Genomic DNA, 19,701 nt, shown 5'->3' with positions numbered 1-19,701 from the left:
CATGCCATAGCATGTCTGTTTAATAAGGTATCTTAATGGTCTATATCGTCTTCACTCTCAAGCTCGGACATGATGTCTTTACCTAAGAAAGCTAAATCTGTTTTGACGACATGTGGGCGCTCAATTTCCTCAGAAATTTGCACCGCTAATTTGTCTTCCGAACGACCCATTTTTACGCGATAGGTCGGTAGGTCTTCTACAAACATCGTCGCATGTTCTGGCATTTCAATCGGGATGATATCTCCCGGTTGCAGCTCCATGAGATCACGCAAAGAAATGTCTTTTTCGAGCAAGTTCACGCGGAAGTTAACCGGACAATCCATGATCTCTTCACGTAGTGCTGAGCTCCAGCGAACGTCCGTTTCCATCTTGTCGGACTGAACACCTGCATCCAATAGTTCACGGATAGGCTCAACCATGGAGTAAGGCATAACGACATGAAAATCGCCGCCACCGCCGTCAACTTCTATATGGAATGAACTCACGACAATCACTTCTGTCGGGCTGACAATGTTTGCCATGCTTGGGTTTACTTCAGAGTCGAGATATTCGAACTCTACCCCCATCACTGGCGACCACGCTTCTTTATAATCTTCAAATACAATTTTCAGTAACAACTGAATGATGCGGCGTTCCGTTGGGGTAAATTCGCGGCCTTCGATTTTGGCGTGGAATCGACCATCACCGCCAAAGAAGTTTTCTACCAGAATAAAGACTAAACGAGCCTCCATTGTGATCAACGCAGTGCCTTTTAACGGACGAAAACGCACCATGTTCAAACTGGTTGGCACGTACAATGTGTTCTGGTATTCACCAAACTTCATCATCTGCACGCCATTGATCGACACCTCTGCCGTTTTACGCAGCATATTAAACAGACTAATACGCATGTGCCGTGCAAAGCGCTCGTTGATAAGTTCGAGCGTCGGCATTCGACCACGTACGATTCTGTCTTGCGACGAGAAATCAAAATTGACGGCACCCTCAGTGTCGTTTTCTATCGGTTCATCGACGTCATCAACATCGTCAACCCCATGCAATAGCGCATCAATTTCGTCTTGGCTTAATAGATCGGTCACGTTTTACCTATTGAATAACAAAATCTGTAAACAGTACTTTTTCAATCACTGGCTTACCGACCGCAGCATTCAGCGCTGCTTTGATATCTTCGGAAGCACGATCGCGCAATTCCACTCGTCCTGTAGGAGAGCGCAATTGATCAACCGTCGCGGAAGCAAACGTTGATAGCATAGAGCTTTCAATCAGTGGCGAATGATACCGCGCCAACTCTTCATTTTCTGCACCGCGAACCATTAACTGCGCTTTAATTTGAACCAACCTATCGCGGCTATCCCCAGTAACGTTAAATACAAATGCCTGAGGAAGATTCACATACGCGATGGGCGCAGCATCCGATGCCTTCACTTGAGCCTGTTGAGACGATTCAGCCTGAGCAGGTTCATCAGAGCCCATTAGAAAAAATGCCGCTGCCCCGCCACCAAGTAGTAATACTACAACAGCGATGATGATGATAAGTAACTTGCTTTTTCCTTTCGGCGCATCGGCCCCTTGTAACTGTTCTTCTGCCATTCTTGTCTCTTATTGTTCTTTTGAGTTACCAAGACGTTTTAGTGAGTTGCTTGGTAACCGTATGCCATTGCCGTTAAACGGCCTTTTATGCGTAAAAACTAATTCCATCACGCTTTGAAGCGACATTCAAATCCAGATTGACATCAGATTCAAAACCCTCTTCGGACTGTCCAGAAAAACCGCCACTTTGCGCGCTTTGACCATGTTGTTCAGCAGTATACCTACCTTGCTGTTGCCCGCTGTTTTGTTGCTGGACGGAAGAATCAGCCAGCTGCATACCTTGTTGCGCTAGCATTTCTCTCAAACGAGGGAGCGTCTGTTCAATAATGTCACGAGCTTGCGGGTTGTTCACTGTAAAATGTACATTGGCAACGTCGTTATTCATGGTCATACGAATTTGCATACGACCTAACTCTGGTGGATCAAGACGAATATCGAGATTTTTCAGATTCTTCGACATCATCATTTGCACTTTTTCCTCAACTTGCTCGTTGGCTAGCTCTTTAGTTAGTTGCAACGGAAGCTGAGCTTGTTGTGCAGCATCAATACGCGTTTGTTGCTGCACATTAATTCCTCGCTGACCTGCCATAGCCTGAAGCTGTCCAGCGAAGCCATGTTGGAGGTCCGGCTTATCTTGTTTATCCGCAGTCGACTTTAGCGCACCAGTCTCCAATGCTGCGTTCATCACTTTCTGGCTAATCTCTCCGTCTTTCACACCTTGAAGCGACGTCGGCACTTGCGCGGCTATCAACGTATCAGGCGTTGGAGATAATGCGACTTTTTCTCCACTATGAGCAGTTTGTGGCTGGGGTACTTGAGCCGCTGTATGCTGGATTTGCTGAGACACTGCCATAGGTCCAGCCTGGCGAGTTAAATTATGTTGTACTTGTTGCTCTGCGAGAATCTGTTTAATGTCATTAGGGAGCGCAACAAATTGGGCAAGGTCTTGATCAGGAATATCCGCCGTGATCCTTCCTTGTTTCAACCCTTCAATGATCTGAGCTTCTTGCCGAGTCAGTGGTTTTCCTTGCGCCAACTTAGTATCTATAACTTCAAGTTCATCCAAGGAGACTCGTGGAAGCGCGTCGATGTTGGAACCATCAACGTCTGTTAACAACGGCGACAGATCATTAGCTACTTCACCACTGACTGCGCTCTTAGCCGTCGGATGGCTGGCTTGTTTCGCTAGCTCTTGCCAAGCAGCAAACTCAGGCGAAAGTTTGTCGACATCGATAGGTTGACCATTCTTATCTAAAATTGGCTCTAAGTCTTGTCCTGGGATCATCTGTGCTTGTTCAAGCGAATGAACTGATGGCGTTTCATTCAAAGCCAGCTCATCAAGGTGTGTCGAAACGGTTGCTTGCTCGTGGAACGAATGCACTAAATTCGCGCTCTGAGGCAAAACTTTGCCACTATCGATGGATGCATTACTCGCATTCAGGGTTTGATTCGCTTGTTCAATTCGACCAAGAAGCTGTTGTCCTTCGCCCATCGTGCTTTTTACGTCCATTGTATTTGATGGGTTACTCGTATCAATTGATGTTGATTTCACTTTTTCAATAGCTTCAACATCATTCTCCAAAGGTGTGCTGTTACTCGCCTTTTGTAAACTTGCTTCTTCACTTAAGGTTGCATTCGGTTTGTTTGCTGATATTTCATCAAAACCATGGGTCTCGTCACTGACGGATTCTTGGCTTTCTTGCGCCAACAATTCGTCCGAGACGTTAGCAGAAGAAGTACTGCCTACATCCGCTCTTTCTTTTTCTTCAACCACTGTCGATTCTGTTGCTACTTTTTCGGGCTTTTGTTTACCAGCAAACGCATCGGTTAACGTTTCTAAAAATCCCTTGCTCTCAGTGCTCTCTGCGGACGCTTTAGCGGACACATCAGAAACTGGCGTCTTGGTAGTCGCAGATACATGGGACAAATTCACACTCATTTAGAAACTCTCGTTCTCGTGGCTCTGAGTATATCGCTGGCAGGCAGCAATACTGGCGGCAAACTAAGGTCAAAAAGACCCGACACTGACAGCTAAAATGCAAAAATCACACCACAATATTGGGCCAATTCTCGGCAAGCTAATAGATGGCATGTTTATGGAACAAACATCAACAATACTATCCGATAACCTGGTTCCTAACATGATGTACAGCTACTTGATTGACTTTGAAAAACGATAAGCGTAAACAGACACTTGGCTTAACAATTAAGGAATCACTTTGAAGATCACAGAATTACGCCAATATAGAATCAGAGCAGGCAAAACAGAACAGTGGCTAAGTTGGATGAAGGAAGAACTGTTGCCCTATCAACGCTCACAAGGCATGCGTGTACTGAATACTTACGTCCACACTGGTGATGATGGACATGACTATTTTGTTTGGCTTCGAGAGTTCGACAATGAACAAGCACGCCAGGCTCTCTACGAAAAAACATACAACGAGTGGTGGGTTCGCGAGATTCGACCGAAGGTATTTGAGCTAATTGAACAAGACTCAATCAAAGTTACCTTACTTGAAACGGTAGAGATGTAGTCAACTGCAACACCGTAATGCAATATCGAACCGATAACCTTTAGAAACGATGTGGTTTTCGACTGTAAAGTAAGGTGGAAAACTCGTCCATTTGCTTTTGTTCGCGCTTAGCTTCAGCAAGTTGTTTCTCTTTTTCGCGTTTGTCTATCATCCACTCATAGGATTTGCGTTCTTTACGCACGGTTAACCAATATTCTTTACAGTTTTCAACCTGCTCTTTGAAATGACTTTCTGCTTGCTTTTGCTTAGATAAAGTTTCATCTAGCTGGGTAAGGAATCGATTTAGGTGTCCATATTGACTTGCCGTTAGGCCCGCCTGACCACGGTCGACGAGTTGCTGGCAATAATCAAGCCGATACTTTTCAATTTGTTCAACCTGACGGTAATAATCTTCGAGTTCAGAACGCGCTTTGTTCAGTGCAAGCACAGCTTGGTCTTCACGATCCTTAGTTTGCTCAAGTAGAAACTCCATCGCATTATTCACGCGCTATCACCCACCCAAAATGTTTCTAAGCATATTGACGCACATATCGTATGGCACCGATTCTTTCATGCTCTGCTGCAAGTATTCGTCTAACTTCGGTTTCAAAGTAAATGCGCCATCAATAGCAGGATCGGTACCCGGTTTGTACGCTCCAATCGAGACCAAATCTTGATTCTTGCGACAAATAGACAAGACCTGTCGCACCGCTTTTGACATCAGAACGTGCTCTTCGGTCGTGATTTGCGGCATAACACGGCTCACCGACTTCTCGACATCAATCGCCGGATAATGGCCTGCATCCGCCATTTCACGAGAAAGTACAATATGGCCATCAAGAATGGCTCGCGATGCGTCCGCTATCGGATCTTGCAAATCATCCCCTTCGGTCAACACGGTAAAGAACGCCGTAATCGAGCCTTGTTCGGCACTTCCATTACCCGCTCGCTCAACCAGCGCTGGCAGCTTGGCAAATACAGAAGGCGGGTAGCCTTTCGTCGCTGGCGGCTCACCAACAGAAAGTGCGATTTCACGCTGTGCTTGTGCAAAACGAGTCAACGAGTCCATCAATAGCAGAACATCTAACCCTTGGTCCCGGAAGTATTCAGCAATCGTTAATGCCGTTTGGCACCCCTTTAAGCGCATTAGAGGTGAAGCATCGGCAGGCGCCGCGACCACCACTGAGCGGCGACGACCGTCCTCACCCAAGATCTCTTCGATGAACTCTTTAACTTCACGTCCACGCTCACCTATCAGGCCGACGACCACAACCTGTGCGGTGGTGCCTCGCGTCATCATGCCAAGCGTGACCGATTTACCCACACCAGAACCTGCAAACAGACCGATACGCTGACCTTTACCAACCGTCAACAAACCATTGATGGCTTTTAGGCCAACATCGAGCGGTTCAGAAATTGGCTTTCGAGCCAACGGGTTGATTGGTTCGGCATTAAAAGAGGCACGGTGATCGGTATACAAAGGGCCAAGTCCATCAAGTGGATTCCCAACCCCGTCTATCACGCGCCCAAGTAACTCCATGCCGACAGGCAAACCAGCGTCACTGGTTAAAGGGGTGACTCTCGCGCCAGGTAAAATGCCCGTAATTTGTTCGCTTGGCATTAAAAATAGGTTGTCACCTGAAAAGCCGACAACCTCGGCTTCCATCTGACCTGACATGGTTTCCACTAAGCATAAACTGCCAATTGGTGCGCGACAGCCGGTCGCTTCCAACGTTAACCCAACCACACGCACCAGTTTGCCAGAGGCGACAGGACGCGTCGTAATGCCTTCAACTTTGTAGCTTTTTAAGCGGTCAGAGAGTGCTTGCATGGATTACTCGCCCTCTTGATGACGGTTTGCGCCACAAAAGCTGTGCAATACGCTTTTGACGCGTTCTTCCATGCGATAATTAATGCTTGATTCACCGGCTTCAATCTGGACGTCACCTCGATTGAGCGATGGCTCAGCAACTAACGTCCAGTTGCGACAATCAAGGTCTTCTTCACCATAAGCTGAACGAATAATAGCGACATCTTCTGGATTCAGGTGCAAGGTAATAGGGTGGCCTGATATTGGTAGCGCCTCGACCGACTGCTTCACTGTATCTAAAATAATTTGAGGGTTGGTTTGTACTTCAACGTGCACCACTTCTTTGACTAAGCAGAGCACCATATCCACCAGCTGCTTTTCAACCTGAGCATTCATCAACTCCAAAGGTTGAGCAAACTGATTGGCCAAGTTCATAAAAGTTTCAACTTGCTGCTGAATGTATTCTTGCCCTGCAGTTACCCCTTCAGCTTTTCCGAGCTCGAGACCTTCAGCATGGCCGGCTTGCAACCCTTCTTCTTTACCTTTGTCGTAACCTTGCTTAAAGCCAGCTTCCTGACCTTGATGTAAGCCTTCTTGATAAGCACCTTGCTTAATCAGTTCAATTTGTTCTTCGGTTAGCGCAAGTGGCTGCTCTTCTTCAGGCTCATCAAAATTCGGCACCCATCCCGGGTCATAGTTGAACGCGGTTTGTTTTGCTTGTTTGGCTTTAGGCTCGCCATAATCAGGCAGCCCCCAACGTTGAGGTTCGATCATCGAATCATCTTCATCAGGACGGATAAATCCACGTTTTCTATCGCCAGCCATGGGTTACCTATTGTGTGTTCGATTAAGAAGTGAGGGTGCTCCGCAATAGGATAATTGCGAAGCAATAGAAATTATAAGAATTCGTCAGCACCGCCAGACAACATGAGCTCACCAGCATCCGCCATTCGACGGGCAATTGCTAAGATTTCTTTCTGAGCGGCTTCTACATCTGCCACTCGTACTGGCGGCATCGCTTCTATGTCATCACGCATCATATCAGCAGCACGTTTAGACATGTTCTTGAAGACTTTCTCACGTAACGAGTCATCTGCACCTTTGAGTGCTTTTTGCAACACGTCTTGTGGTACGTCACGCAGCAACTTCTGAATACCTTGGTCGTCCACCTCGACTAAGTTTTCGAAGACAAACATTAGGTCTTGGATTTGCGTCGCCATGTCTTCGTCCTGATCGCGAATTTGCTCCATTAACAAACCTTCAACGTTGTTGTCTAGGTAGTTCATGATCTCCGCTGCTGCTTTCAGGCCGCCAATTTTGGCTGCTTGTGCACCCGCTTGACCCGCGAACTGTTTCTCCATGATTTCGTTCAGCTCTGCCAATGCTGATGGCTGAACTTCTTCAAGGTTGGCAATACGCATCATCAGATCCAAACGCACGCGCTCAGGGAACTGAGATAAAATCTCTGCAGATTGGTCTGCTTCTAAATAAGACAGTACGATAGTTTGAATCTGTGGGTGTTCATTGACAATAATGCTCGCCACTTGGCGTGGGTCCATCCATTTCAAAGAATCCAAGCCTTTTGAGCCCGTACCAAGTAGGATCTGGTCAACTAAGTTGTTGGCTTTGTCTTCACCAAGAGCGGCAACCAGTGCATTACGCATAAAGTCTTCGCTGCCCATACCAATGTTGGTGTATTTCTGGATATCCTCCAAAAACGCACGATGAACAGCAGATACCTTGTCTTGGCTGAGATCCTTCGCGCGGGCCATCGCACTACCAACACGCTGAACCTGTTTTGGTTCTAGGTGACGGATAATGCCAGCTGCATCTTGTTCATTAAGGCTCAGTAGCAAAATTGCCGCTTTTTCTTCGCCAGTAATGGTTGAAACATCCAGCTCTACTGGCATTCCCGCGGCGTTGTCATCTTGAGGTACGATATCGTTAGCCATTGTCATTCATCCAGTTTTTCACTACTTGAGCAGCCAGTTCAGGTTCATTAGCAACCAGAGCACGAACCGCTTTCAATACATCTTCATCTTTATGAAGGTTTGGCAAATCAATACTTGAGCCAAACTCGAACAGTTCGCTGCTTTCGATGTCACTGCCAATCAAGCTAGTTTCACCATCCGCACCAATCGGCAAGCCGTCTGGTCCGTACATTTCGTCTTCATCATCGCTGGTAGGGTTAAGCAATTTCTTCATTGCTGGGCGAACCAGAACCAACACAACCACAATAATCACTAATGCACTTGCGAACCAACGAACCCAATCACTGAAGTTAGGGTGCTCCCAAATTGGTGGTTCTTCTAGCTGCTCAGCCTCTGGCTCAGCAAACTTTACACTCAATACATTCAGTAAATCGCCACGACCTTGATCAAAGCCAACGGTACCAATTAATACTTGGCGAATGGCATTGATTTCAGATTCGGACATTGGGGTATAAGTCACTTCACCCGTATCAGGGTTAACTTGACGACGGTCTTTAATCGCAACAGAAACGGTCTGACGAGCCACCGTCCCGGTCTGCTTTCGCTCGTGGCTGATGGTGGTATCTAGTTCAAAGTTACGCGTGGACTCTTTACGAACTGACCCCTGCCCCATGACAGAACCATCTTTCATTTGAGCCACATCTTGCGGAATTGAGGCATCCGCTGGAGGCTGATTACTCAACGCACCCGGAATACCCGCTACCATGTTACCGTTATTGTAATCTTCGAGTGCGTACTCACTGCGGGTCGCAGGGGTGTTCGGATCAAAGCGTTTGCGAGTTTGTTCAACCGCACTGAAATCCATTTGGATATCAACCTGCGCCGTATAGTTGCCATAACCTAAAATCGGTAATAGTACGGAATCAATTTTTTCGCGCAGCGCTTGCTCTTGGCTGCGTTCTAATTCTTGTTCTTTGCGTCGTGCCGCAGAAGCAGGATCTTGGGAGCCTGAGCTGAGTAAGCGGCCATGCTGATCTGTGACGGTAATTCGAGAAGTTTTCATTCCCGGCACGGCACTCGCTACCATGTCGACAATAGAATCCACTTCTTGCTGCTTAAGGTTCGTGCCTGTCGACAATGTCAAAAATACCGACGCAGACGCTTCCTGGTTATGACGCACAAACACGCTGTGCTTTGGCAGTGCCAATAACACTCGTGCTTTGCGAACTTGCTTCATCTCTTCAATTGCTTGAGCTAATTGGCGCTCTCTACTGAGTTTGAGACGCTCTTGCTCGAGACGTTGTGAAACACCAAAACCCATGTCTTGCAGCAAAATATCATCGCCCGCTTCTGTAGCTTGGTTAACGCCGGAACGAACCATGCCAAGTTTGATCGAGTTGTACTCACTCGATTCAACAGAAACAGTATTGCCATCAAGCTTATAATTGATTTTCTGCTGGTCCAGATAATCCAGAACGGGGATCAATTCTTCGGTCTCATACGCACCAAGTGGGCGCATCTCCGGTTCTTTGACCCAAAAGAACAACATCACGATCAATGCAACACAGATGGATATCGACAGCACAAGCACAACCTGACGAAGTAAATCGAGGTCGCCCACTGCCATATCGAATTTTGACGCACTGCGCTCCTCTAGATCTGGATTTTGACTCTCCACATCCACATCGGAACTTGCTACCAGTGCACCATCTGAGCCGCCTTCAGTGACGGTTAAATCTGTAGACTTGTCTGCCACACTTATTACCTAAATTACACTGGCATGTTCATGAGGTCTTTATATGCCTCAACGAGTTTATTGCGAATTTGAACCGTCGCATCAAAAGCGACACTAGACTTGTTACGAGCGATCATAACGTCAGAAAGGGATACATCGGCATCACCACGATCAAAACGGGTTTGTAAATCACCAGATGCTTTTTGAAGTGTGTTCACGTTATTGATGGCTTTAGTTAGGAGATCGTTAAAATCCGCTCCAACTTTCGCCCCACTTGCAGTAGGAGCCGTATTGGTTGCTTCTACCATCATGGCGCGCATTTCTGCCTGAATACCATCAATTTTCATTAGCACCTCTAAGCCAAAAGATTGACTATTAACAAAACTGATTATTGACACAGCAATTAACGTGCCATAAGACATTAGTAATCAATTTACTTACACTTTTTGTCTTATGGCCGTTGTCTGTGTTAATTCGGGATATCTATACCAGCATCACGCATTTTGGCAAGCTTATAGCGCAAGGTTCGAGGGCTTATACCCAGTTTCTCCGCCATTTCTTTGCGTCGACCATTACACTCAACCAAAGTCTCCAAAATAATGGCGTATTCTTGATCGCGCAGCTCGCTGCCTAAGCCTTCTCCACCAGTTACTGGGCGGCTGACACTCTCAGCTTGAGCAACTGGCTTAACATTGGGCACGACCATATCTGCATTTTGCACCACGTGTTGCAAGCTATTGGCATCTTGCCAATCTACGCCCTCAAGCAAAATGTGCTCTGCATCGATGTCGCCATTTTCACTTAATATCAGCGCTCGTTGAACCACGTTATCCAATTCACGAACATTACCCGGCCAAGGGTATTGCAATAGTTTTTCTAACGCAACGGTCGAGAATTGAGGCACTGGCATGCCCATTTTGCTGCAATGACGCTCAGCAAGATGCTTGGCAAGCGGTGCAATATCGCCTTTACGTTCTTTAAGTGCAGGCCACGCAATTGGGAATACATTCAGGCGGTAATATAAGTCCTCTCTGAAGTTTCCTTCTGACACGTATTGCTTAAGATCACGGTTACTCGTCGCTAACACACGAACATCTAACTTGATGCTTTTGCGACTGCCTAGGCGCTCTACTTCTCGCTCTTGCAAAACACGCAACAACTTCGCTTGCAGGTTCAAGTCCATCTCACTGATTTCATCAAGTAAAATTGTGCCACCTTGTGCTTGTTCAAACTTTCCTGGGCATGCCTGAACAGCACCAGTAAATGCGCCCTTTTCATAGCCAAACAGTGTTGCTTCGAGCATATTGTCAGGAATCGCAGCACAGTTAATTGCGACAAAAGGACCATTTTTACGATTTGACGCGTTGTGAATATAGCGCGACATCACTTCTTTACCTGAGCCACTAGGACCTAGCACCATAACATTCGCATCTGTACGTGCCACTTTATCGGCCAACGCAAGTAGACGCAGACTTTTTTCATCTGCCACGACCGCGTCACCATTGTCATCGCTTTTGATCGGTGCATATCGACTGACCATGTTCAGCAATACTTCTGGTGCAAATGGTTTCGCCATGTAGTCAATCGCGCCGTCTTTCATTGCCGACACGGCATCTTCAATATTGGCGTACGCCGTCATTAGCAATACTGGTAAGTTAGGCCAATTCTGCTTGATGCTTTTGAGCAGAGCTAAACCACCCATACCCGCCATTTGCACATCAGAAACGACGATATCAACCGTATTCGATTTCAGCTTTAACAGTGCATCTTCAGCACAGTCCGCTTCCAACCACTCATACCCTGCCAGAGCCAGAGTATCGACTAGGGCTTCACGAAGACCTTCATCGTCTTCTACGATCAGCACTTTGCTTTGCGCCATTATGATTCTCCAGAAATTGTTATTACCAAAAGCCGCTTATTGCGCTTCTGTTTGCACTCGCTCTAGCGGAATGCACATGGTGAAGCAGGCTCCATCACCCTGCTCTGAAATAAGTTCCAATCGACCGTCATGGGCACGGCAAACCATTTGAACAACTGCCAACCCTAATCCAGTTCCTTGAGAACGTGTGGTAAAAAATGGCTCCATAATTTTGGCTTGCAGTTCTTCGGGCACTCCCGGTCCGCTGTCTTGCACAGAAATGCGTAACTCACCATTTACCGGGCGGAAAAAAATATCGACTTGCGATTCTTTACCAGACATTTGAATCGCATTCATGACCAGATTACTTAATGCGGATGCAATGGCGTTCGCATTGCCTAGTAGCTCAGTTTGTTCTTCTTCAACTTCTAGGCAGTAATCAATACTGTTGTTTTTTAGCGCGGTTTCGACCATCGGCTGATATTCCGCTACCAACTGGGCAATCGTGAATGGCTTAATGACTTTATTATCACCACCTTTAGCAAAAAGCAGCATATCATTAACCTGCTTTTCCAAATCGTGCAGTCGATCCATTAATTTGGTTTGGAAGCGATCTTTTGTCGCTGGAGGAAGATTTGGCGCTCCCAAATTGGATGCATATAACATAGCGCTCGACAGCGGCGTTCTTACTTGGTGAGCAAGCGACGCAACCATACGTCCTAACGACGATAAGCGCTGTAAATCACTGACACGAGCTTGAAGTAAACGGGTTTCGGTTAAATCGGTAATCAGGATCAATTGACCTGTTGTGGACGCCGAGATGGCGAGTCGAACTTTACGGCCATTACGTAATGAAACTTCGTGGCCATCATCTTCACGTGGGTCAAACACCGCCTGGATAACGTTGAACCATTTTTCGTTAACCAGTGGAATCTCAAGAATTCGGTGCGCTTCTGGATTTGCTTCACGCACTACTCCGTACGTATCGAGCAAAATCACTCCAGCAGGCATCACATCAAGCACCTGTTTGTAGCGCTCAACCTGATTCTCTACGGAATCTAAATGGGATTGATTGGTGTTGTTATCCATTACTGCCTGTCGAAATATCGCCGCTAAAACTAAAATAGCTTGGTAAGCAATTAGCGTACCAAGCTATTTTTTATATTTATCAGGACGTTAAGCTATCGACAATAAGTTGACACTCAGAGATAACGGTTTTGGATGCCAGAAAAACGATGTTAACTAGCACAAGTGATAATTCAGATATCGTCTTAAAACTTCACTTTACCTAGCGCTGTAAGTTGTACTTACGCATTTTTTCCACCAGCGTAGTACGTCGCATACCCAGCATGTCGGCCGCTCTTGCTACAACGCCACCCTGCGCTTCTAATGCTTGGCTGATCATATTAACTTCTAAATCAGCCAGCAGCTCTTTCAAATTAACCCCTTCCGGTGGCAGCGCTTGCGGGGCGTTCATGCTGTGATCAAGGTCGTCTTGATCTTCAAAGCTAAAATCTTCAGAGAAGATATCTTGGAATACATCACGCTCTTGCTCTTCCACCGAAACAAATGGATTGCTCTCTGGTTGGAACTCTGGGATGTCACTGTAGCGATATTTGGTTGGTAGATGGTTTACATCCACCAAGCTATTTGGATACAGAATAATCATTCGCTCAACAAGATTAGCCAACTCGCGTACGTTGCCCGGCCAGTTATGCTCCATAAGTGAGTTGATTGCACGAGGTGTAAAGCAGATAGGTTGTCCGCCTTCCGCCTCTAAACGTGTCATCAGTTCTTGTAGCAGCAATGGTATATCTTGTTTGCGCTCTTTCAGCGCTGGCATCTCAATTGGAAACACGTTCAGACGATAGAACAAGTCTTCTCGGAACGTGCCTTCTTCAATCATATTTTCTAGATTACGGTGTGTCGCCGCCACCACTCGAACATTTACCTTGATGGTACTATTGCCACCTACACGTTCAAAGCAGCGTTCTTGCAATACACGAAGCAATTTTACTTGCATCGACATTGGCATATCGCCAATCTCATCAAGAAAGATCGTGCCACCGTCTGCGAGCTCAAATCGACCTTTACGGGCAGTTAACGCACCAGTAAACGCGCCTTTTTCGTGACCAAATAATTCGCTTTCTAGGAGCTCAGGCGGTATTGCACCACAGTTAATAGGTACAAATGCGCCATCGCGGTATGAAGAATGATAGTGGATGTTACGCGCAACAACTTCTTTACCCGTACCGGACTCACCTAAGATCAACACGTTTGCTTCCGTGTTTGATACTTGCTCAATCAGATGTCGAACTTCTTGAATACCTCTACTTTGACCAACTAAGCTGCGAAAAAGCGTGTTTTTGCGTGCACTAGCAACAACATTCACTCCTTTTCGCCCCAGAAAATCTTTGCAGTGGCGTAACGCTTCACTAAGCTGTGGGTAATTAAGCGGCAGCTCTAGTTCACCAACAAAATTTGGAAGATCATCAACAGGCAAAGGAAAACGGCCCATGACTAGAAGAGGGATGTGGTAAGCGCTGTTTAAATGAGAGATAACCGTACTCGCCGCTTGACCTGCTGGAATATTACCAACAATACAGCACGACCATACGCTAGACCAATCAACATCGCTGAGCTGATCAGAACTGACCGCTTCGCAATTTTCTCCAACAAATTCCAATATATTGCTTAAATTTAAACGACTTGATGCGTCATCATCAATTACAAGCAGCTTTGCCAAACCATGCATAAGTAAGAATGATTGCCTTTATTTTAGGTGCGTTGCGGCCAAACCTTGATTTGCGCAATTGGGTGCTAAAGAAGGCAGAACCACCACACTCAATTTACGATAGACAAAATAGGAAAATCAGCAACAAAAAAGCCATTAGGGCTACTAATGGCTTCTATTTTATTTGAATATAAAAATAAGGCAACCAAGCAATAGAGAGGTGTGAGCTTGATAGAAACTTTGCTACACAACTCGTTGCGCAATTGACAAATATATTCGTCTAGTATCTTAACGCATTGTTTTGACTATTAAATACCAACTTCAGCAGCGGTAAGATTATGAAACTCTGTTGGGATTTGGTCCCAAGCGGACTTGATCTCACGGATAATGTCGATAACGTCGTCGATCAGCTGAGGCTCATTTTGATGGTTAGCAGCAGAAATTTGCGTGATCATAAACTCATACAGTGAATCTAAGTTTGAAGCAATATCACCACCATCATCCATAGATAGACAGCTGCGTAGCGCGATAATGATGTCTAACGCTTTACCTAAGCGCTCACCTTTTGCTGGAATATTGCCTGCCTGCATGGCTGCTTTACCTTGAATAAGGCGCTCAATCGCACCAGCCATAAGCATTTGAATGACTTTGTGCGGAGAAGCCGCGCTAAGCTGGCTGTCGACTGATACCTTTTTGTATGCTTGCAAAGAACCGCGCATAGTAATCCTCTTTTAAATAAATTTTTTGTACTGCTGAAGTGAACGCTGGCCATAACGAAACTTATGGAGCTCTTTTCCGACCTTTGACGTTTCCGATTGCATCAGCTCGACAATTCTTTTGGTACGAGTTAGCAATGCTTGCCACTCTGCATCCTGCTTAACCAAAGGATTTTGATGAATAATTGGTAACAGGTTTTGCAATAACCGTTCCCTGATATCGACCAAGCGAAGAATTTCTTCAGCATTAAAATCAATTTTTTCTAATTCTTGCGTAATCAATTGATCTATATCACTAATTTCCATGAGTTCTTTTTGCATTTATTAACCCAACGCACTCATCAAAGCGCCTAACTGGCCTTGCATTTTACCGGTCGCATCTTGCATCGCGGTAAACTTCGCATGAGTACGCTTCTCTAGGCTTTCCATGCGGCGATCTAATGCCGCTTGATCGTCACTCAAACGGTAGTTTTGTTCTATGAGACTTTTTTCTCGAGTACGAATACTGCCTGTAATACCTGTGATACCGTGAATCGCATCTTCTACTCGTTTAGCAAAACCTGTGTTGCCACCGAAGAACTTTTCTAACTCGTTGAAGTTATTGTTCAACTGGCGATCTAGCATGTCATAGTTGATTTCTAGGGTGCCTTGACGTGTGGTCGTAATGCCAAATTCTGTTAAGGACTTTAGGTTTTCAGGTGCTTTATCGATTCGAGTAGAAAAGACCGATTTTAATCGTGAATCTGCACTGCGTACGGTGCTGTCACCTGACAACGGCCCTTTTTGGCCAGTTACCGGATCCACACTCGCCAACGCTTGGGAGGTTTGATAAAACGAGTTATACGCTGCCACAAAGTTTTCGATATCGTTGCGTACACTTTGACGGTCGTACTCGACACCAATTTCAGCAGGCGGTTTATTCGGTTCTGATTTGCCTTTTAGTGTTAAATCAACACCTTCGATCGCATCTTCAATCACATTGTTGTGGCTAGATAGCTTTGCCACGCCATCAAGCAGAACTTCTGAATCTTGCCCTGCTTGTACTTCTGTCATCCCAAGGTATTGTTCAAAAGCAGATTGTGCCTTTGCGATTTTCGCTTCTGCTTCATCAATTTTTTCCAGACGCTCACGTTCTTGAGGATCAAGTTTAGCGCGATGAATTTGCTTAGCTTGCGCTTCGGACAGTTCACCACGTGCCACTTTTTCGTCTAACGCTTGCTTTTCACTCGCAATTTTTTGCTCGATTTCCGCTTTTTCTTGCTCAAGAAGCTGCTTAGCCTCTTTCGTCGTAACGTAAGAATCGGTTAGGGTGCCCGATGCGGCATTATTCCAGCCTGGTACATCTGGTGCCTTCTCTATTGCCTTTTCGTCGAGTTCAAGCTCTGGTTCTTCATAAGAGTCCAACAAAGTACCTGACGCAGTTTCTGTCCACCCTGGAATTCTGTCTTCAGGGCGTAAACTCGCGCGTCGGTTGGCTTCATCAATGGCTTCTTGACCAGCTTTGGCTGCTTCTGCACCCGCCGCAGAGATTGGCGCTTGCGATGCATCATCTTGTACATCGTCTGCCGCTTTTTGCTCTTCTGGAGGTAGAGGATTGCCGTTTGCATCCAGCTCTTCTGCTGGTTGTTCCGGAAATTTAAGAGGACCTAAGACATCTTCCGCCGCTGAACGAGCTTCTTCAAGCGCGTTGACGCGGTCTTCAAGTGTTTGGTATTCGAAATATTTAAGAGGGTTGCCTTTTTCTGCCTCCACACTGACTCTGATTTGATGATCCTTACCAGAGAGGTTAGAAGCAAGGATAAGGCGTGGACCTTTGACGTCGTTAATAAGAGATGCACGAACGCCAGGGTTATCTTTAGCGCCATTGATGCCACGTACTACATCGATGAGCTTAGATCGGGAACGAACATCGATATTAAAACGCTCATCACCAAGCGAAATCTGCAGCTTACCAGGGCCAAATTTTGCGTCTTCTGGCAATACGTCAGAAGCGACTTTATGGCTCTGAGCAAGCTGCAACACATCGATAGCATATTTGCCAGCGATAGCATCTGTGGTTGCCGTGGCAGATACAATATTGTCATTGGTCGTTTCGACGGTGCGAACGGCAAATGCTTTCTCCTGACGAAAGTTCGCCATGAGATTTTTCATCGTATCCAATGATTCTCTGAGTCGCCCGTAAGCACTGATACTGGCGTTAATTGTCGTGCGTTCGTTGTCGATACGTTGCTGCTTTGGTACGCGTTCGGCATCCACAATTTTGCTGACCATGGAATTAATATCCATGCCGCCAGACATCCCCAAAGGGCCTAAACTCATCAAATCACCTCTAAAAACGACTTACACTTTTTCAGTCAACAACCCGCTGTTGGCTGTGTGCTCAGCTAGGCGACGCAATACCACTAGCATTTCTTCATCAGGAATTTGACGAATCACGTCACCGGTATTGGCTTCATAAATCGTCACCACATCTCGTCCGGATTCTTCATCCACTCGAAATGCGACTCCTTTGTTTATGGACGTTACAAATTCATTCATTTGTGCGACCAATTTTTCACGTTCTTCCTTGTTCAGTTCTTGACGGCTTTCAGCCATCTCGATCGCAGCTTGAACAGAGAAGTCGTATTCGGTGTTTTTCGCTTTTTGCGGCGAAATCTCACCATTTGAATTTGCTGGGCTAGACGTGCCTATATCATTGCCATTTTTATTTGCAAACTTTGTGCCATTTGGCGTGCCGTAAGGCTGGATGTTCGATGCGTAGGAGGATATATCCATTACAATCTCCCTTCCACCTTATGGGCTAACGATAGAATCTATCGCTTTGGTGCCCCAGCACTAAGGTGTTGACCTCAGGCTGGGTTTACCACTTAGCCCAACAAGCTTAGCGCTGCAGATGGAGACTGCTTCGCTTGAGCCAGGATTGAAGTACTTGCTTGCTGAAGAATTTGCGACTTAGTCATCGCAGTGGTTTCCTTCGCGTAATCAGTATCTTTAATACGGCTTTTAGACGCGTTAACGTTCTCGTTAATGTTGTCTAGGTTGCTGATTGCGTGGTTGAAGCGGTTTTGGAAAGCACCAAGTGAAGCTCGTTGGCTGTCTACGGACTTAAGAGCACCGTCGATAACCGCTACTGCTTCTTGAGAGCCAGCTACTGTGGTTACGTCGATGTCTTTCACTGTTACGTCTTTCGGGCCACCAAAGCCGATCTCGTCTGCTAGGTTGCCAGAAAACTCAACATCACCTTCAACTTTTTGAGAAGAAGCAAATACTTGTAGTTTGCCATCTTCGCCAACAGAGGCTTTTACATCATCGTTTTGACCGTTGATGTATGTCGCTAGCTGTTCAATATCATCGCCTTGCTTAGCGCTGATTGATAGCTCTTTCTCTTCACCCTGCTTGTTGGTATAGCTCATTTTGAACTCTGTTTTCTCACCAACAGTCCAAGATGCGTCTTTACCCTCTTCTGCTGCGTAGCTCTTACCACCCATTGCTGAAGTGTCTGAGCGTAGGTTACCCATAGAAAGCATCACTGCTTCACCTGAGTCCGCACCGATTTGGAAAGATTGAGTACCGTAAGTACCGTTTAGAAGCTTGTTACCACCGAAAGAGGTAGTTTCAGCAATACGGTTTAGCTCATCGTTTAGCGCTGTTACTTCTTCTTGGATCGCTACACGTTCTGCTTTTGAGTTAGAGCCGTTCGCCGATTGAAGCGAAAGATCACGCATACGTTGTAGGATGTTGGTAGATTCATTCATTGCACCTTCAGCAACCTGTGCAATAGAAATACCGTCGTTTGCGTTTTTCACTGCCATGTCTAGGCCACGGCTTTGTGCATTCAAGCGGTTTGAAATCTGTAGACCTGCAGCATCGTCTTTCGCGCTATTGATTTTATAACCCGAAGACAAACGCTCCATTGATTTTTGTTGACCGTCAGCTGCCTGGTTTAGGTAACGCTGTGCAGTCATCGCAGAAACGTTAGTATTAACGTTAATCGCCATAATTGATCTCCTTAAGGCTTTAGTGAATGTACCGTCGTGTCTCTCATCTCACTTAGGTACATCTCATTTCTCTCAGTCCCTTTAACGGCGACCGATGAATATCCTTTAGAAGAAATTTTCAATTTTTTGCGATTATTTTCTTTGGCTTACTGAAATGTGATGAAGCTCTAATGTCGTGATTCGCAGAAATCCTGGGGCCCCAAAAGACAGAAAAAAACCCAGCCGAAGCTGGGTTTACTCGCTCATCTCTCACCACGAGCCAATGAGGTTCTCGTCTTAGGTTTGAAATTAACCTAGCAGACTTAGCGCTGAGTTTGGCGCTTGTTTCGCTTGCGCAAGGATTGAGCTTGACGCTTGCGATAGAATTTGTGACTTGGTCATTGCCGTCGTTTCTTTCGCGAAATCTGTATCTTTGATACGGCTCTTCGACGCATTCACGTTCTCGTTAATGTTGTCCAAGTTGCTGATTGCGTGGTTGAAACGGTTCTGGAATGCACCTAGCTCTGCGCGGTGGCTGTCTACGTATTTCAGTGCTGCATCGATGATAGCAACAGATTCTTGTGCGCCACCAACTGAGGTTACGTCGATAGTATCTACCGTTACTTTTTTACCTTCGCCCAAACCTAGCTCACCAGATAGGCCGCCTGAAAACTCGACTTCGCCTTCGACTTTGTTGTTGCCAGCAAAGATTTGCAGTTTACCGTCTTGGTCTACTGAGGCTTTCACTAGGTCAGTTTGACCGTTAATGTAAGTCGCAAGCTCTTCGATATCGTCACCCGCTTTTGCGCTGATGTTGATTTCTTGCTCTTGGCCGTA

At 46.0% G+C, this 19,701-nt stretch carries 19 protein-coding genes; 1 reads left to right on the top strand and 18 read right to left on the bottom strand.

Annotated features, from left to right (window positions below):
* Positions 1-32 precede the first annotated feature (32 nt).
* The 3 genes from fliM to R7Q47_RS13685 all read right to left on the bottom strand — a co-directional run bounded on the left by fliM (position 33) and on the right by R7Q47_RS13685 (position 3,529).
* Positions 33-1,079: a flagellar motor switch protein FliM gene (fliM, locus tag R7Q47_RS13695; protein ID WP_005380478.1), complete on the bottom strand. Its 1,047-nt coding sequence runs from the start codon at positions 1,077-1,079 to the stop codon at positions 33-35.
* Between the two features lie 7 nt (positions 1,080-1,086).
* Positions 1,087-1,590 carry a flagellar basal body-associated protein FliL gene (fliL, locus tag R7Q47_RS13690; protein ID WP_005380477.1) on the bottom strand — a complete coding sequence of 168 codons (504 nt, stop codon included), beginning with the start codon at positions 1,588-1,590 and terminating at the stop codon, positions 1,087-1,089.
* An 85-nt stretch (positions 1,591-1,675) separates the two neighbouring features.
* Positions 1,676-3,529 (bottom strand): flagellar hook-length control protein FliK, encoded by a 1,854-nt coding sequence (locus R7Q47_RS13685; protein ID WP_167415378.1) that lies wholly within the window; start codon positions 3,527-3,529, stop codon positions 1,676-1,678.
* A gap of 280 nt (positions 3,530-3,809) precedes the next feature.
* Between R7Q47_RS13685 and R7Q47_RS13680 the strand changes: the two genes are divergently transcribed.
* Positions 3,810-4,124 carry an NIPSNAP family protein gene (locus R7Q47_RS13680; protein ID WP_033907108.1) on the top strand — a complete coding sequence of 105 codons (315 nt, stop codon included), beginning with the start codon at positions 3,810-3,812 and terminating at the stop codon, positions 4,122-4,124.
* A gap of 40 nt (positions 4,125-4,164) precedes the next feature.
* Here R7Q47_RS13680 and fliJ read toward each other — a convergent pair whose 3' ends face one another.
* From fliJ to R7Q47_RS13605, 15 genes are all read right to left on the bottom strand, one after another.
* The gene (gene fliJ / locus R7Q47_RS13675; protein WP_005380474.1) at positions 4,165-4,608 is read right to left on the bottom strand and encodes a flagellar export protein FliJ; all 444 of its coding nucleotides are present in this window, start codon (positions 4,606-4,608) and stop codon (positions 4,165-4,167) included.
* A gap of 6 nt (positions 4,609-4,614) precedes the next feature.
* A complete protein-coding gene (fliI, locus tag R7Q47_RS13670) occupies positions 4,615-5,934 on the bottom strand; it encodes a flagellar protein export ATPase FliI (RefSeq protein WP_033907107.1) in 1,320 nt (439 codons plus the stop codon).
* Between the two features lie 3 nt (positions 5,935-5,937).
* A complete protein-coding gene (gene fliH / locus R7Q47_RS13665; RefSeq protein WP_005380472.1) occupies positions 5,938-6,738 on the bottom strand; it encodes a flagellar assembly protein FliH in 801 nt (266 codons plus the stop codon).
* 71 nt (positions 6,739-6,809) lie between these two features.
* Positions 6,810-7,865, bottom strand: coding sequence for a flagellar motor switch protein FliG (gene fliG, locus R7Q47_RS13660; protein ID WP_005380470.1), 1,056 nt, complete (start codon positions 7,863-7,865; stop codon positions 6,810-6,812).
* Positions 7,858-9,600, bottom strand: a complete 1,743-nt coding sequence (fliF, locus tag R7Q47_RS13655) for a flagellar basal-body MS-ring/collar protein FliF (protein WP_005380462.1) — start codon at positions 9,598-9,600, stop codon at positions 7,858-7,860. Before fliF ends, fliG begins: the two co-directional genes overlap by 8 nt.
* A 14-nt stretch (positions 9,601-9,614) precedes the next feature.
* Complete coding sequence (gene fliE, locus R7Q47_RS13650) at positions 9,615-9,926, bottom strand: flagellar hook-basal body complex protein FliE (RefSeq protein WP_005384482.1); 312 nt, start codon at positions 9,924-9,926, stop codon at positions 9,615-9,617.
* 122 nt (positions 9,927-10,048) lie between these two features.
* Positions 10,049-11,458 (bottom strand): sigma-54-dependent transcriptional regulator, encoded by a 1,410-nt coding sequence (locus R7Q47_RS13645; RefSeq protein ID WP_053349543.1) that lies wholly within the window; start codon positions 11,456-11,458, stop codon positions 10,049-10,051.
* A 36-nt stretch (positions 11,459-11,494) separates the two neighbouring features.
* Entirely contained in the window at positions 11,495-12,526 is a 1,032-nt protein-coding gene (locus R7Q47_RS13640; protein ID WP_005380459.1) for a sensor histidine kinase, read from the bottom strand.
* Between the two features lie 199 nt (positions 12,527-12,725).
* Positions 12,726-14,192, bottom strand: a complete 1,467-nt coding sequence (locus tag R7Q47_RS13635; protein ID WP_005384490.1) for a sigma-54 dependent transcriptional regulator — start codon at positions 14,190-14,192, stop codon at positions 12,726-12,728.
* Between the two features lie 287 nt (positions 14,193-14,479).
* Positions 14,480-14,890 (bottom strand): flagellar export chaperone FliS, encoded by a 411-nt coding sequence (fliS, locus tag R7Q47_RS13630; protein WP_005380457.1) that lies wholly within the window; start codon positions 14,888-14,890, stop codon positions 14,480-14,482.
* Positions 14,891-14,902: 12 nt separating this feature from the next.
* Positions 14,903-15,208 carry a flagellar protein FliT gene (locus R7Q47_RS13625; protein WP_005380456.1) on the bottom strand — a complete coding sequence of 102 codons (306 nt, stop codon included), beginning with the start codon at positions 15,206-15,208 and terminating at the stop codon, positions 14,903-14,905.
* Positions 15,209-15,211: 3 nt separating this feature from the next.
* The gene (gene fliD / locus R7Q47_RS13620; protein WP_248486921.1) at positions 15,212-17,206 is read right to left on the bottom strand and encodes a flagellar filament capping protein FliD; all 1,995 of its coding nucleotides are present in this window, start codon (positions 17,204-17,206) and stop codon (positions 15,212-15,214) included.
* Between the two features lie 21 nt (positions 17,207-17,227).
* Positions 17,228-17,662: a flagellar protein FlaG gene (gene flaG / locus R7Q47_RS13615; protein ID WP_005384493.1), complete on the bottom strand. Its 435-nt coding sequence runs from the start codon at positions 17,660-17,662 to the stop codon at positions 17,228-17,230.
* 92 nt (positions 17,663-17,754) lie between these two features.
* Positions 17,755-18,885, bottom strand: a complete 1,131-nt coding sequence (locus R7Q47_RS13610; RefSeq protein WP_005380449.1) for a flagellin — start codon at positions 18,883-18,885, stop codon at positions 17,755-17,757.
* Between the two features lie 288 nt (positions 18,886-19,173).
* Positions 19,174-19,701: flagellin (locus R7Q47_RS13605; protein ID WP_206946719.1), on the bottom strand; the 528-nt coding region annotated here is incomplete at its 5' end.

The sequence above is a fragment of the Vibrio sp. Vb0349 genome, from assembly GCF_033338975.1.
Note: the sequence above shows the minus strand (reverse complement) of the source record. Positions and strands in the feature narration are given on the sequence as shown.

Coding starts and splice junctions, on each gene's coding strand:
- fliL (WP_005380477.1), bottom strand. CDS start 1,590: ATGGCAGAAGAACAGTTACAAGGGGCCGATGCGCCGAAAGGAAAAAGC.
- R7Q47_RS13685 (WP_167415378.1), bottom strand. CDS start 3,529: ATGAGTGTGAATTTGTCCCATGTATCTGCGACTACCAAGACGCCAGTT.
- fliI (WP_033907107.1), bottom strand. CDS start 5,934: ATGCAAGCACTCTCTGACCGCTTAAAAAGCTACAAAGTTGAAGGCATT.
- fliH (WP_005380472.1), bottom strand. CDS start 6,738: ATGGCTGGCGATAGAAAACGTGGATTTATCCGTCCTGATGAAGATGAT.
- fliG (WP_005380470.1), bottom strand. CDS start 7,865: ATGGCTAACGATATCGTACCTCAAGATGACAACGCCGCGGGAATGCCA.
- fliE (WP_005384482.1), bottom strand. CDS start 9,926: ATGAAAATTGATGGTATTCAGGCAGAAATGCGCGCCATGATGGTAGAA.
- R7Q47_RS13645 (WP_053349543.1), bottom strand. CDS start 11,458: ATGGCGCAAAGCAAAGTGCTGATCGTAGAAGACGATGAAGGTCTTCGT.
- R7Q47_RS13640 (WP_005380459.1), bottom strand. CDS start 12,526: ATGGATAACAACACCAATCAATCCCATTTAGATTCCGTAGAGAATCAG.
- R7Q47_RS13635 (WP_005384490.1), bottom strand. CDS start 14,192: ATGCATGGTTTGGCAAAGCTGCTTGTAATTGATGATGACGCATCAAGT.
- fliS (WP_005380457.1), bottom strand. CDS start 14,890: ATGCGCGGTTCTTTGCAAGCATACAAAAAGGTATCAGTCGACAGCCAG.
- R7Q47_RS13625 (WP_005380456.1), bottom strand. CDS start 15,208: ATGCAAAAAGAACTCATGGAAATTAGTGATATAGATCAATTGATTACG.
- fliD (WP_248486921.1), bottom strand. CDS start 17,206: ATGAGTTTAGGCCCTTTGGGGATGTCTGGCGGCATGGATATTAATTCC.
- flaG (WP_005384493.1), bottom strand. CDS start 17,662: ATGGATATATCCTCCTACGCATCGAACATCCAGCCTTACGGCACGCCA.
- R7Q47_RS13610 (WP_005380449.1), bottom strand. CDS start 18,885: ATGGCGATTAACGTTAATACTAACGTTTCTGCGATGACTGCACAGCGT.